The following is a 14,148-nucleotide window of genomic DNA, read 5'->3' on the forward strand; positions in this document are numbered from 1 at the left end:
TCAGTGGCGTACGGCATTCCGACGCTCGGCGAAGGAAGCATCACGATTCGCGCGATCCGGGTTCGTGATGCTCGGGCGTTGGAACAAGAACTCCGCGATAACCGGGGGTGGCTCCGCAAGTGGGAAGCCACGAGCCCGGTCGGCCCCGCGTCCTTTGACGTGAAGTCGAGCATCCGGGGTCTGCTGCAACAGTCCCGTGCTGGCACCGGGCTGCCCTTCGTTATTGAGTACGACGGCGAGGTTGCGGGCCAACTTAACGTGTCGTCGATCACCTACGGGTCGCTGGCGTCGGCATCCATTGGTTATTGGGTGTCGGAGCGGTTCGCGGGCAAAGGCCTCACGCCCACGGCCGTAGCGCTGGCCACCGACTACTGCTTCTTTCAGCTCGGGCTCCACCGCATGGAGATCTGCATTCGTCCGGAGAACGAGCCGAGCCTGCGCGTGGTCGAGAAGCTCGGCTTTCGGTACGAGCAACTCCGCCGCCGCTACATCCACATCGATGGGGACTGGCGCGACCACTTTTGCTTCGCGCTCACCGTGGAGGAAATTCCGCAGGGCGTTTACCGTCGCTGGCAATCCGGGCAGGCTCCCGAGCAGGATGCCCACATTCCGCCCGCGGACCGCCTCAAGGCATCCCAACCGATGAACCTTCCCCGCCGGTAGAAGGCACACTCTCAGCAAGTTTTGAGATCACTGCCGCGTGCCGACGGCCTGTCACGCGCGGATGCTCGTACCGTATAGCCATGGAACTCACCAGCATCGGCGGCGGCGTCATGATCGCGCTCGCCGCGGCGCTGTGGTTGGTGTACCTGGTTCCCAACTGGTTCAAGAATCGCGAATACTTGGCCACCGAGCGCAATGCCGTTCGACTGCAGCAGACGATCCGCGTACTGGCGCAGACATCGGAAGTGCCCGACGAGGTTCGCGCCGAAGCAGTGGCGCGTCAGGCCGCCGAACTCGCCAAAGCGCAAGTAAATCAAGGACCCGTTGCCGTGGGTCGCGCCGTGACCCCGCCGACACGAGAAGAAGCGCTCGCACTTTCGGCCCGTCGCCTTCGCCGTACCCGCGCCTTCACCGCCCTCGTCTTGCTCGCCAGCATCGCAGTCGTCACGGTCAACGTCGTCATGATCTTCACCGCTGGAGCAGCTCTTGCCTCCGGAACCTGGTTGATTCTCGCCGCAGCGACCATGGCCGGCATCAGTGCCACCGCAATGCTGTCGCGCCTCGCTGAGCGTTCGCGAGCCCGCCGCGACGAGAGCGCTCCCGCAACGCGTACCGCAGCGCCCCGTCGTCGCGTCGTACTGTCGTCAGACGCTCCCGTCGACGACGTCACCTCGAAAGTCAGCTGGACGCCCGTGCCGGTGCCCAAGCCGATGTACCTCACTCGCAGTAACGCTCCCGAAGCAGCAGTCGCTGCTGCCCGTCACGCTGGGCAAATCGACAGCGAGCTGCGGGCTGCGGCGGAATCCGCCGAACAAGCCTTGCGCGCTAACACCGCCGCCATGGCCTCAGCAACGCGAGAAGCAGAGCTTGCGCGCGAAGCTAAGAACACGCCGGCTGCACCTGCCGAAACACCTGCCGCGGCATCCCCGCCCAGCCGCTTTGCTGGAATGGGCATTGTCGAGGTTGACGGCCGCGCGCCCGACCTCGACGCAGCGCTCGCTCGTCGCCGCGCTAGCTAGCCGCCAGCCGCCAGCACTAACAGTCAGCACTAACAGCCAGCACCGGCGCGAGCGCGGGCGCCAGCACCGTGTGTCAGTGTCGGCTGTCGATGACGGCCGCCCGCGCCAGCCTTCGCGTCAAGCGGCGCCCGCACCACCGCATCGAGCACAGTCGACTTGTGGCCAGACAGAACACTGGGGCGTAGCGCACGGTGGTTAGTCCGTGAGCTACGCCCCAGCGTGCTGTGGTTCTCCCTAGTGTTCGGTGGCTGCTTCCGCCCCGTGACCAGTGAGAGAACGTACGTCCATCTCGGCAGCAAGATCGGGGTCTTCCGTGCGCGATGAAGTCACGGTGCCCAACCAGCCGAGAGCAAACCCGAGAGGAATCGAAACGATTCCGGGGTTCTGCAGCGGGAAGAGCGCGAAGTCCACACCCTCGCCCAGCATCGAAGTGGGGGTGCCACTCATCACGGGCGAGAACACGATCAACAGGATCGCTGCGGAGAGCCCGCCCACCATGCTCCACACCGCACCGCGGGTGTTGAACCGCTTCCAGTAGAGGGAGTACAGAATCGTGGGCAGGTTCGCACTCGCCGCGACGGCGAAAGCGAGAGCCACGAGGAACGCGATGTTTTGGCCCTGAACGCCGATGCCTCCCGCGACCGCAAGAACTCCGATTACGACGACGGTGCGTCGCGCAATCTTGACCTCGGCATCCGGGTCGCCCTTGCCCTTCTTGATCACGTTGGAATAGATGTCGTGAGCGAAGGATGCCGCTGCCGTGATCGTGAGCCCCGCCACCACCGCGAGGATGGTCGCAAAGGCGATCGCAGAAACGAACCCGAGCAACAGGGGGCCTCCGAGCTCGAGCGCCAAAAGCGGCGCCGCCGAGTTCACTCCGCCCGGTGCATCCAGAATCGTTGCAGAACCGACCAGGGCTGCCGCTCCGTATCCCAAGACGAGGGTGAGGATGTAGAAGCCACCGATGAGCCAAATCGCCCAGACGACCGAGCGCCGAGCCTCTTTAGCCGTGGGCACCGTGTAGAAACGCATGAGCACGTGAGGCAGGCCCGCCGTGCCCAGCACAAGAGCGAGCGACAACGAGATGAAGTCGAGCGGGTTCGTGCCGTACTTGAGCCCCGGCGCCAAGATCGCCTCGGCGGGGGTCGCCACCGAGTTGTCTACGGCACTCTGCAGCACGCGCGACAGATCGAAGCCGTTCAGGATGAGTACCCAAATCGCCATCGCGATGGCGGCGCCCACCAAGAGGAACGCTTTCACAATCTGTACCCACGTGGTGCCCTTCATGCCACCGATGAGCACGTAGAGGATCATCAAACCACCCACGATGGCGACAACGATCGACTGCCCGACCTTGTCGTCGATGCCGAGGAGAAGTGAGACAAGTCCACCCGCTCCGGCCATCTGCGCCAAGAGGTAGAAGAAGCAGACCGCGAGCGTGGTGAGCGCTGCCGCCATTCTTACCGGACGCTGCTTCAGGCGGAAGGATAGGACATCCGCCATCGTGAACTTACCGGTGTTGCGCATGAGCTCGGCGACCAAGAGCAGAGCGACGAGCCAGGCCACCAAGAAGCCGATGGAGTACAAGAACCCGTCATAGCCGTTGATCGCGATTGCTCCCACGATGCCCAAGAAGGATGCCGCTGAAAGGTAATCGCCCGTGATGGCGAAACCGTTCTGGGGGCCCGTGAACGACCGGCCGCCGGCGTAGTAATCCGCGGCCGAAGCGTTGTTGCGACTGGCCCGGATGACAATGAAGAGCGTGATGCCGACAAACGCGATGAAGATCGAGATGTTGAGAATCGGATTGCTCTGAGACTCGGCATCAACCGCCGCCGCGAGCATGCTCACCGTGAAGAGATTCATGCTGCGGACTCCTTTGCTTCGAGGTCGGCTCGCAGTTCGGCGGCGAGAGGATCAAGCCGGCGGTTCGCGAAGGAGACGTAGGTCATGGTGATGATGAACGTCGTAATGAATTGGCCAAAGCCGAGCAACAGTCCGACATTGATTACGCCAAAGACGGGCGTCGCCATGAAGTCGTGCGCGTATGCCGCGAGGATCACATACGCGAAATACCAGACCAGAAAGAAGACCGTGAGCGGGAACACGAACGAGCGGTGCCGCCGTTTGAGCTCAATAAAGGTCGGATTCTTCTCTTCGGCTTGATAGTCGAGCCCAGTGCGCGTCGGCGGCGCAGTAGCGGTCTCGCCGGGCGGGGAACTGACTTTCTTGGTGGGGAAACTTTCATCAGACATTTGGGGCCTCCTTGCCACAAACAATTGATACGGGGGATGGATGAAGCGGGTGCGTGTTCGTGTGCGTGTGCGTGTTCTAGAGTGCGCGAGTGCGGCCGGCAGCGGTATAGATGGCGTCCAAAACCGTAACGTCTTCGATGGTCGGCGGAATGCGGACGTCTTCGCCGTCGAAGATCTGGCGAATTGTCTTGCGCAAAATTTTGCCTGAGCGGGTCTTGGGCAGTCGCTCGACCACCATCACGTCACGGAAAGCGGCGACGGGCCCGATCACTTCACGCACGAGCGCTACGAGCTCGATGGCGAGATCGCTCTCGACGCGGTTGCGGCCATGTTTCATCGTGATGAAAGCCGCGGCCCGCTGACCTTTCAGCTCGTCGTGAAGTCCGAGCACGGCGCATTCCGCGACATCCGGATGCTGGGAGATCACTTCTTCGAATGACCCCGTCGAGAGGCGGTGCCCGGCAACGTTGATGACGTCATCGGTGCGCCCCATCACGAAGAGATAGCCGTCATCGTCGAAGTAACCGGCATCACCGGTGGCGTAGTAGCCGGGGAACTCGGTGAGGTAGGAATTGGCAAATCTCTCCGCGCTACCCCAAAGACCGATCAGGCCTCCGGGCGGCAGCGGTAGCTGAATCGCGATGTTTCCCTCGGTGCCCGGCTGCGTAACGTCGTTACCTTCGCGGTCGAGAATGCGAGGGATGAATCCCGGCATCGGCACGCCGGTTGACCCTGCCTTCGACTCAAGCTGCTGGAGTCCACGAGGGTTGGCGCAAATGGGCCAGCCCGTCTCGGTCTGCCACCAGTGGTCAACGATGGGAACGCGGATGCCGTCGTTGGCCCAGTGCCACGTTTCGGTATCGAGGCGCTCGCCGGCGAGGTAGATCGCTTGCAGGCTCGAAGTGTCGTATTTCTCCAGCTCATCGAGCGTGGGATCTTCGCGGCGGATCGCACGCAGCGCGGTGGGTGCTGTGTAGAGCACGTCGACGCTGTGCTCCTGGATGATGCGCCAGAACGCTCCCGCGTCAGGCGTACCAATCGGCTTTCCCTCGTAGAGCACCGTCGCCGCGCCGGCGAGTAAAGGGCCGTAAACAATGAAGGAATGACCAACGACCCAGCCGACATCCGACGCTGTGAAAATGGTGCTGTCGTGGCCTACAGCGTAGATATTGGTCATGGCCCACTGCAGCGCTACGGCGTAACCGCCCGTGTCGCGCACGACGCCCTTCGGGCTGCCGGTGGTTCCGGAGGTATAGAGAATGTAGAGCGGGTCTTGAGAGCGCATCTCCACGGGGGCAGCGGCACGAGCTCCGGTTTCTAGCTCGTCCCAGTCCAACCACGCGACATCGAGAGACCCGCCGCTGGCAGTTCCCGTGGCGTACTCGGTGATGTCGCCGGGGATCTGAGGGCGGTCCTTGACGATGACATGGCGCACGCTTCCGCTGCTGAGCCCAATCGCCTGATGGACGATGGGCAGGTATTCCACTTGGCGAGTGGGCTCGAGGCCTCCGGTGGCGGTCACGATGACCGAGGGGGTGGCGTCATTGATGCGCACGGCGAGTTCGTTGGCGGCGAAGCCTCCGAATACAACCGAATGAACGGCGCCGATGCGCGCGCACGCCAGCATGGCGACCACTGCTTCGGAGATCATGGGCAGGTAGATCAAGACACGGTCTCCGGCGCTGACCCCCAGTTCTTGTAGGCCGCCGGCAAACGTGCTGACTCGTTCGAGGAGCTCGGCGTAGGTGAGCACGTTCTGCTCGCCCGTCATAGCGGAGTCGGTGATGAGTGCGGGGTTGCTGCCCCGACCCGCGGCGACGTGACGGTCGAGAACGTTGGCGCTCATGTTCATGGTGCCGTCGGCAAACCAGCACCCCTGATCGGTGCCGGGCTGGTCAGCTTGGCTGGGGGAGGACAGGGTTGGTGGGGTGATCCAGTCAACGCGGTCGGCCTGCTGAAGCCAAAATTCGTCGGGAGCACTTCTGGAATGCTCGTAGGTTTCAGCGTAAGAACCGCTCTGCTGCCGCAAGCGAGCTGCCGCTGTCTGAGCCGAAACTCGTTCTAGCGAAGGGGCATCTGGCATCAATTTCTCCTTTGAAATGTGAGCTGTGGATTCCCTGCGGGGGCTAAAGAATCCCGTGCTAGCCTCAGATTACGGAGGGGCGTACAGGTCGTAATACCCCCGAAAGTTGGGAATCCGCAATGGCGCAGATGTCTGAACCGAGTGACTTTGATCTGATCCAGCAAGCCACTCGAGAGATTGCCTCGAGCACAGGCTTTAGCCTGTCTTTTGGTGGGCTCACCTCCGGTATTGAGCTCACCGTAAACGCCTTCAGCGGCGCACGAACAAGCAATCTCGACGGCCTCAAGGTGCGAAAAGAGCGTGGGCTCGGCGGTTTGGCAATGGCTCACCGAAGCCCACGTTTTACGCGCGACTACGAGCGTGCCAGCGACATTACGCACGACTACGACAGCGCAGTTTTGGGCGAAGGTGTCGTGTCTCTGCTGGCTATCCCCATCATTGCCGGGGGCACGTTGCGCGGGCTGATCTATGCCGGATCACACTCTCTCGTCGAGCCTGATGCGGCGGCGGCCAGGCCCGCAGTGGCCATCGCTGCAGCGCTGGGCAACGAGCTCGCGATTCGGGATGAAGTAACGCGGCGCATGGTGGCGTTGCGCGCGAATCCCGGTGGGGGATTGTCACCCGTGGCGGAGGAACATCTGCGGGAGCAGTTCGCGCAGCTGCGCCAGTTGGCGGCGACAGTCTCAGATCGCGACGTCAAGAAGAAGCTGCACGACATCGGCCGAGGGCTCACGGACGCTCTTAGCGTCGGCGACCCCAACCTGCTGTCGCGCGATCAAAGCGTGCAGCTTTCGCCCCGTGAGACTGACGTGCTCTCGTGCGTCGCTCTCGGTTACAGCAACTCGCGCACGGCGGCGCTGCTCTCTCTCACCGAGCAAACGGTCAAGGGGTACCTCGGCAGCGCAATGAAGAAACTCGATGCGTCGTCGCGCTTCACGGCAGTCTCCTCGGCCCGAAAGCTAGGGCTCTTGCCCTAAGGCAGCATCCGACGCCCGGAGCGCGGCCGAATTCGTCGTTGCCGACATTTGGCGAGTGATATTGTTGCTTCAGCAGTACGGGCCCTTGGCGCAGTTGGTAGCGCGCCTCGTTCGCATCGAGGAGGTCAGGAGTTCAAATCTCCTAGGGTCCACCAACTGCAAAGGCCGCACAGCCCGTCGCGAGACGGAATGTGCGGCCTTTCTTATGCTGTCAGGGCGTGGAGCTGCGCGCCCTAGTCAGCGATGTTCATGAGCAGGTGGCCAGACGAGACCGTCAGGCCGACCGATGCGTTGATCGATGCAACGACGCCGTCCTTGTGCGCGACGAGCGGCTGTTCCATCTTCATCGCTTCGAGAACGAGGATGAGGTCGCCCTTGACGACCTTGTCGCCCTCGGCAACTGCAACCTTCACGATCGTCGCTTGCATCGGTGCCTTGACCGAGTCGCCGGTGATCGTGTTGACGCTGGATGCTGCCCGACGCTTAGGAGCGGCCGAGAGCGTTGCGCCGGTCGACGTGCTCGGTACGAGCTTGGAGGGCAGATTCACTTCGACGCGCTTGCCGTTGACCTCGACGACCACGTTGTGGCGAGCGACAACGGGAGTCTCATCGGCGAGAGATCCGGTCCAGGGCTCGATGTCGTTCTCGAACTCGGTTTCGATCCAGCGCGTGTACACGCTGAAGGGGTTGCTCGTGAAAGCAGGATCGCGCACGATCTTGCGGTGGAACGGGAGCACGGTGGGGAGACCAGCAACCTCGAACTCGTCGAGGGCGCGGCGCGAACGCTCAAGAGCATCCTCGCGGCTGGAACCGGTAACGATGAGCTTGGCGAGCAGCGAGTCGAAGGCGCCGCTGATCTCGTCGCCCGTCGTGACACCACTGTCGACACGGATGCCGGGGCCACCGGGGACGCGCAGAACGTGCACGGGACCGGGAGAGGGCATGAAGTTCAGGCCGGCGTCTTCACCGTTGATGCGGAACTCAAAGGAGTGGCCGCGCGGGGTGGGGTCGTCGTAGTCGAGCACTCCACCTTCCGCGATGCGGAACTGTTCGCGAACGAGGTCGATGCCCGTCACTTCTTCAGAGACCGGGTGCTCGACCTGGAGGCGAGTGTTCACTTCGAGGAACGAAATCGTGCCGTCCTTGGCTACGAGGAACTCACAGGTGCCAGCGCCGAGGTAGCCCACTTCGCGCAGGATGGCCTTGGAGGACTCGTACAGAGCCTTGTTCTGCTCATCGCTGAGGAACGGGGCCGGTGCTTCTTCAACAAGCTTCTGGTGGCGACGCTGCAGCGAGCAGTCGCGGGTGGAAATCACGACAACATTGCCGTGAGCATCCGCGAGGCACTGGGTTTCGACGTGACGAGGCTGGTCGAGGTACTTCTCCACGAAGCACTCGCCGCGGCCGAAGGCGGCAACAGCCTCGCGGGTAGCGGAGTCGAACAGCTCAGGAATTTCTTCGCGAGTGCGCGCAACCTTGAGGCCGCGTCCGCCGCCGCCGAATGCTGCCTTGATGGCGACGGGGAGACCGTGAAGATCAACGAAGTCGAGAACTTCCTCCGCGCCCGAGACGGGGTTAAGGGTTCCGGGGGCGAGCGGTGCGCCCACCTTCTCGGCGATGTGGCGAGCCGAAACCTTGTCGCCCAGCTTTTCAATCGCTTCGGGAGACGGGCCAATCCAGATGATGCCAGCCTCGATCACGGCACGAGCGAAGTCGGCGTTCTCGGCGAGGAAGCCGTAGCCCGGGTGAATGGCGTCAGCGCCGGAGCGGCGAGCGATCGACAGAATCTTGTCGATCACGAGATACGTCTCAGCGCTCGTGGAGCCCTCGAGGGCATATGCCTCATCGGCGAGCTTCACGTGCCGAGCATCCCGATCCTGGTCGGCATAAACCGCCACTGAACCGATGCCACTGTCTTTAGCCGCGCGGATAACGCGAACGGCGATCTCTCCGCGGTTGGCGATGAGTACCTTCGTAATACGAGCCATAGTGACCTAGCTTATGGGGATGATGGCCGAAGCCTTGGGCGGAAGCGCACAAAAATCTAAGACAAGCACTGTGAATGCCTACAGAGACGGGCGATCGATGTTCCAGAGATCGGTCCACTCGGCGTCGAACTCGCGCATGAGTTGGCGCACCAACGAGACCGAGAGGCCCACTACAGCGTGCGGGTCGCCTTGGATGCTCTCGATGAACGCAGCGCCGAGGCTATCAATCGTGAAGGAACCGGCGACCTTCAGCGGCTCACCGGTGGCGACATAGGCGTCGATTTCGGCATCCGAAATATTGGCGGCGAAGCTCACACTGGCACTTGAGACAGCACCGGTGGCGCCACGAACCTTGCCCCCGCGGTGGTCGATGAGCCAGTGGCCGGAGTGCAACACGCCCGTGCGACCGCGCTGCGCGTGCCACCGCTGCCGCGCAATTTCTGGTTCATGCGGTTTTCCAAATAATTCGCCATCTAATTCAAAAGCGGAATCGCCGCCGAGAATGAAACCGTCAATGGGGGCGCCATTCACCAATGCGCCCACAACGGCTTCGGCCTTGGCTCGGGCCAACAAGTCAACAAGGGCGGGGCCATCGAGGGGGCCGGGCGCTGCGGCAGCAACAGCGTCTTCGTCAACGCCAGAAGCCAAAAGTACGGGGTCGACGCCGGCCGCACGCAGCGTTGCGAGGCGCGCGGGAGAGGTCGAAGCAAGATAAAGGCGCACAAAGGCTCCTATGCTCAAGGGATGGGTGAATTGCTTGGCCAGATGATCGAAGTAGACGTTACCAACATTGCGCACGGGGGTGTCAGTGTGGCGCGGCACGACGGCCGTGTCGTGTTCGTCTCCGACGCGATCCCGGGAGAACGGGTGCTCGCGCGCATTACCGACGACAAAAAGAAGTCGTTCTGGCGTGCGGAGACAGTAAAAGTTGTGACGCCGAGTGAACACCGCCAAGAGCACGTCTGGTCGGCCGCGAGCGTTGATCGCGACCCCGACAACCGTGCCGGGGGAGCCGAATTCGGCCACATTGAGCTCAGCCACCAACGCGAACTCAAAACTCAAATCCTCAGCGAGTCTCTCGAGCGCATGGCCAAGGTCACGCTCGCACCGGTCGTCGAAGCCGTTCCCGGCGACGACGAACGCAAGGGACTCGGATGGCGCACCCGCGTCAGCCTGCACGTTGACGAACACGGAAACGTGGGTCCGTTCGCGGCCCGATCGCACCGAGTCATCCCGGTTGCCGACCTGCCGCTCGCCACCCCTGAACTTTCGGCTGGCGCACCGCTCGATCAAAACTTCACTGGTTTTGACCGCGTTGACGTTCTCAACCCCAGCACGGGGGGCGTGCGCCTGATCATCGGTAAGCAGAAGCCTCAGGTCATCACCGAAACGGTAGGGGAGCGTGAGTTCACGCTGCTCGATTCCGGGTTCTGGCAGGTTCACCATGGCGCCGCCCAAGTGCTGACCTCGGCAGTGCAAGACGCTATTGATCCCGAACTGTTTGACCCCGCGGCATCCAACTTGGATCTCTATGGTGGCGTTGGCCTCTTCGCTGCGGCAGTGGGCGACAAGTTTGGCCCCGCGACCAAGATCACCTCGGTCGAAGCCGAGTCGGCCGCTACGGACCACGCCGCGCAGAACCTGTCGGAGTGGCTCGGTGCTCATGCCGAGACCGGTCGTGTCGACCACTGGCTCCGTCAGCACTTGAAAGAAGCGACCGCCACCGAGCGGGCGCGTCTTGATAAGGCCACCATCATTCTCGACCCGCCGCGTTCGGGCGCTGGCCGTGAGGTAGTTGATCTCGTTTCTCGGGCGCATCCGGCCCAGGTAGTTTACGTTGCGTGCGATCCGGTGGCGTTCGCGCGCGATGTTGCCTTCTTCGCTGAGCGCGGGTATGAGCTCTCGAGCGTGCGCGCTTTCGATCTCTTCCCGCACACTCATCACGTCGAAGCTGTGGGAACGTTCACGCGAAAGTGAGCACGTGTGTTGGACTAGCCAACATGCATGATCGCGCTCTATCGCGGCTACGATAGGGCACAGAAACTCAGGAGGACGCCACATGGCCCAGACAGAATCATCCGGGACCGAGACGCCCAATGAGAGCGCTCAGCGGAACATCACCGTTGCAGTCGTAGACGATCACGAATCGGTGCGGCTAGGCCTCAAGGCCGCCTTCATCGATGAGGGTTACGACTTCGTGCTCGCCGCGGCCACAGTCAAAGAACTCGTCGAAGGCCTCAACGGCCGCGAAGTCGACGTTGTTGTTCTCGACCTTTCGCTCGGTGACGGTTCGACCGTCACCGACAACGTGAAGAACGTGCAAGCTACGGGATCTGCCGTGCTCGTCCACAGCATCGCCGACCGCGTTGCTAGCGTACGAGAGGCCCTTGCCGCGGGTGCCGCGGGGGTTATTCCTAAGTCGTCCGCGACGAAGACCGTGCTGGCCGCTGCCGCAACGGTCGCGCGCGGAGAGGTACTCAACAATCTGGAGTGGGCAACGGCAATCGACGCCGACCGCGACTTCTCCAAGGCTCAGCTGGGCCGCCGGGAACGCGAAATCTTGCACCTCTACGCTTCGGGGCTGCCGCTTAAGCTGGCTGCTCAGCAGCTGGGTATCGGCTACTCGACCGCACGCGAATACCTTGACCGTATTCGCGTGAAGTACGTCGAGGTGGGGCGTCCCGCTCCCACCAAGGTTGACCTGTTGCGTCGCGCCGTTGAAGACGGAATCCTCCCTGGCTTGGATTCTGAAGGCGGCGATGGCCACTAGCCTCACGACGGCGCGACCGGCGCCCACGGCAAAGCAGCCGCGAAATCCGATCAGCCGCAAACAGGTTGAGCGGGTTATTTCGCGCTCTGTCGCGGTAATTGGTCTCGTTTTCGGTGCTCAGACTCTGCCGTGGCTGCTTGGCCAAACTGGTGAGGCGCAGCCGTGGTGGCTGCTGACGTTCGTGCCAGCCCTCTTCGGGCTGCTGATCGTGGTTGTTGTGGCGTCGTTCGCCAACCGTGCTGTCCGAGCCATGCACGGAACCTTCGCGGTCGTCTGCTTCATGGCGCTCGTGAGCTGGCCGTTCACGGTTCTTCCTGATGTCGAAGTGTTCAGCGGCATCCACTGGCTGAACTACCTCATCACGGTCGCGACGGCGATGGCGGCCATCGCCTTCAGTCGTGTCATTGCGACGATTTATCTCTTCGCCGCACCGCTGGTCTATCTCGTGGTGCGGAGCCTGCCGGTTGGCGGCGATGCGCCGTGGCAGCTCGCTGTGCTCGAAGCTTTCTACGCTCTGATTCTGGGCAGCGCCATCATGATCATCGTGACAATGCTGCGCCAAGCAGCAACGAACGTGGATGACGCGCAGGCCACAGCACTGCGTCGTTACGGCAATGCCGTACGCCAGCACGCGACCGAGGTCGAGCGCGTGCAAGTCGACTCGATTGTTCACGACAGTGTGCTGACGACCTTCATCTCGGCTGCGCGCGCGTATTCACCGGATGCGCAACGCCTTGCTGCCGTCATGGCCGGGAACGCGATCGGTCACTTGCGCGAAGCTGCCGCAACGTCGCCGGATGACATTTCCACCATCCAAGCGACCGATCTGGCCCAGCGGGTTGTCACGTCGGCTGAATTGCTCGCCTCTAACTTCACGTGTGCTGTGCGCAGCGTTGGCGCGCGTTCGCTGCCGGCGGCCGCTGCCGAAGCCGTGCACTCCGCTGCCGTGCAGGCGATGATGAACAGCCTTCAGCACGCGGGAGGTCTTGACGTCGAGCGCAGTGTTGAAGTGCGCGGGCTCGAAGGCAACGGCATCGAGGTGCTGATTACCGACACCGGCACGGGCTTTGATCTGGATCACGTTCCACAAGAGCGACTGGGAGTGCGCGTGTCAATCGTGGAACGCGTCGCCAACGCGGGCGGACGCACGGCTATCGCGTCCGTGCCGGGCGCGGGCACCCAAATTTGTATTCAGTGGCCGCATAACAACTTGAGCGATGAAATCTCCACGTTGATCGACCCTGCTGCGACGGATCCTGAACTCGTCGACGGCGACGATGTAGGCGCTGCCACCGTTACGGATGAAGCGGAGGGTGAACAGTGAACATCGGAGTTCCCCGCTATCTAATCGTGGGCATGGCCGCGCTCTTCTCGGCGTATCACATCGTCTTAGCGAACTACACGATCGATATCCCGAACCGACCTGGACCGATCTACATCGCGATGGCGCTCTATGGCATCGCGACGATCGTCAGTTTGTTGCCCTGGGGCCCCGTTCGTATGCCTGTGTGGATGGCGACCTTCAACTTCGCCACGGTTGTGGCTATCTCGCTGCTTGTCGCTAACGAGCTCGACTTCACCCGCGAAGGAGGAACGGGCTACGCCACGTGGTACGTCGCGGCCAGCGGCACCCTGCTCACGATCACGTCGACGCGGGGGCGTCATACCTTCGCGTGGCTCGGCATCGGATTCCTTGTCGCGCATACGTTCAGTCTGGGCCCGGTGGGACCGGCAGGGTTGTTCAGCCTCGGAATCGTCGGCAGCGCATCCTGGGTCGCCGTTTCGCACGTGCTGAGCAGCGGCTTGGCGAAGGCATCCAAAGACGCACAGCGCTTTATCTTGGCGGAGCAAGAAGCGACCGACTGGCAAGCTGCTCAAGATGCGCACGTTCACGAACGTCAGTTCCGACTCGACCAGACCAGCTCGATGGCGCTCGAGATGCTCGAACGCATTCGTGAAACAGAGGGTGACCTCTCGGATGCCGAACGACGCGAGTGTCTCAACCTCGAAGGCGCTATCCGCGACGAGATTCGCGGACGCAAGCTCCTCAATGACGCGGTCCGTGATCAGGTCATGATCGCGCGACGCCGCGGCGCAACCGTCACTCTTCTCGATGAAGGCGGTATCGATGACCTCTCTGACGAGGACCTCGACCGAGTGCTTAACCGCCTTGCTCAGGCGATCCAGTCGACCAGCGCAGACAAGGTGATCGCTCGGACGGTGCCTGAGGGCTCGGATGTCGCGATCACCGTCGTGGGCTTGCATAGCGCGGGCGACGGCGAATCGAGCGCGCTCGGCCAAGACTCACTTGAAGAGGATGTCGTTGATATCTGGCTTGAGATCCCTCGAGTGGATGCCGTCAGCGTCTAAAGCAGCTCACCGGCTCTGCGCGC

General features: G+C 62.4%; 12 protein-coding genes and 1 tRNA gene. 8 read left to right on the forward strand and 5 right to left on the reverse strand.

Features of this window, described 5'->3' with window-relative positions; all coding sequences use genetic code 11:
* The first annotated feature begins 3 nt into the window (after window positions 1-3).
* Complete coding sequence (locus CLV85_RS04690; RefSeq protein WP_100388420.1) at window positions 4-663, forward strand: GNAT family N-acetyltransferase; 660 nt, start codon at window positions 4-6, stop codon at window positions 661-663.
* A gap of 80 nt (window positions 664-743) precedes the next feature.
* Window positions 744-1,682 carry a hypothetical protein gene (locus tag CLV85_RS04695; protein ID WP_100388421.1) on the forward strand — a complete coding sequence of 313 codons (939 nt, stop codon included), beginning with the start codon at window positions 744-746 and terminating at the stop codon, window positions 1,680-1,682.
* A 234-nt stretch (window positions 1,683-1,916) separates the two neighbouring features.
* Here CLV85_RS04695 and CLV85_RS04700 read toward each other — a convergent pair whose 3' ends face one another.
* From CLV85_RS04700 to CLV85_RS04710, 3 genes are all read right to left on the reverse strand, one after another.
* The gene (locus CLV85_RS04700) at window positions 1,917-3,548 is read right to left on the reverse strand and encodes a solute symporter family protein (RefSeq protein WP_100388422.1); all 1,632 of its coding nucleotides are present in this window, start codon (window positions 3,546-3,548) and stop codon (window positions 1,917-1,919) included.
* Entirely contained in the window at window positions 3,545-3,937 is a 393-nt protein-coding gene (locus tag CLV85_RS04705) for a DUF485 domain-containing protein (RefSeq protein ID WP_100388423.1), read from the reverse strand. Before CLV85_RS04705 ends, CLV85_RS04700 begins: the two co-directional genes overlap by 4 nt.
* A 76-nt stretch (window positions 3,938-4,013) precedes the next feature.
* Entirely contained in the window at window positions 4,014-6,020 is a 2,007-nt protein-coding gene (locus tag CLV85_RS04710) for an AMP-binding protein (protein ID WP_100388424.1), read from the reverse strand.
* Between the two features lie 128 nt (window positions 6,021-6,148).
* On the opposite strand from CLV85_RS04710, the gene CLV85_RS04715 reads away from it, so the two are divergent.
* Window positions 6,149-6,997 carry a LuxR C-terminal-related transcriptional regulator gene (locus CLV85_RS04715; RefSeq protein ID WP_158592990.1) on the forward strand — a complete coding sequence of 283 codons (849 nt, stop codon included), beginning with the start codon at window positions 6,149-6,151 and terminating at the stop codon, window positions 6,995-6,997.
* Between the two features lie 79 nt (window positions 6,998-7,076).
* Window positions 7,077-7,152 (forward strand) — tRNA-Ala (locus tag CLV85_RS04720).
* A gap of 78 nt (window positions 7,153-7,230) precedes the next feature.
* Here CLV85_RS04720 and CLV85_RS04725 read toward each other — a convergent pair.
* On the reverse strand, window positions 7,231-8,985 hold the full coding sequence (locus tag CLV85_RS04725) for an acetyl/propionyl/methylcrotonyl-CoA carboxylase subunit alpha (protein WP_100388426.1): 1,755 nt from the start codon (window positions 8,983-8,985) through the stop codon (window positions 7,231-7,233).
* A 78-nt stretch (window positions 8,986-9,063) separates the two neighbouring features.
* Window positions 9,064-9,708 (reverse strand): Maf family protein, encoded by a 645-nt coding sequence (locus tag CLV85_RS04730; protein ID WP_100388427.1) that lies wholly within the window; start codon window positions 9,706-9,708, stop codon window positions 9,064-9,066.
* A gap of 21 nt (window positions 9,709-9,729) precedes the next feature.
* On the opposite strand from CLV85_RS04730, the gene CLV85_RS04735 reads away from it, so the two are divergent.
* The 4 genes from CLV85_RS04735 (at window position 9,730) to CLV85_RS04750 (ending at window position 14,125) form a co-directional block, all read left to right on the forward strand.
* Entirely contained in the window at window positions 9,730-10,962 is a 1,233-nt protein-coding gene (locus tag CLV85_RS04735) for a class I SAM-dependent RNA methyltransferase (RefSeq protein ID WP_100388428.1), read from the forward strand.
* A gap of 82 nt (window positions 10,963-11,044) precedes the next feature.
* A complete protein-coding gene (locus tag CLV85_RS04740; protein WP_100388429.1) occupies window positions 11,045-11,755 on the forward strand; it encodes a response regulator transcription factor in 711 nt (236 codons plus the stop codon).
* On the forward strand, window positions 11,745-13,079 hold the full coding sequence (locus CLV85_RS04745) for a sensor histidine kinase (RefSeq protein ID WP_205030319.1): 1,335 nt from the start codon (window positions 11,745-11,747) through the stop codon (window positions 13,077-13,079). The genes CLV85_RS04740 and CLV85_RS04745 overlap by 11 nt, the downstream gene beginning before the upstream one ends.
* A complete protein-coding gene (locus CLV85_RS04750; RefSeq protein ID WP_189621835.1) occupies window positions 13,076-14,125 on the forward strand; it encodes a hypothetical protein in 1,050 nt (349 codons plus the stop codon). Before CLV85_RS04745 ends, CLV85_RS04750 begins: the two co-directional genes overlap by 4 nt.
* Window positions 14,126-14,148 lie beyond the last annotated feature (23 nt).

Source organism: Salinibacterium amurskyense (assembly GCF_002797685.1).
Taxonomy (GTDB): Bacteria; Actinomycetota; Actinomycetes; order Actinomycetales; family Microbacteriaceae; genus Rhodoglobus; species Rhodoglobus amurskyensis.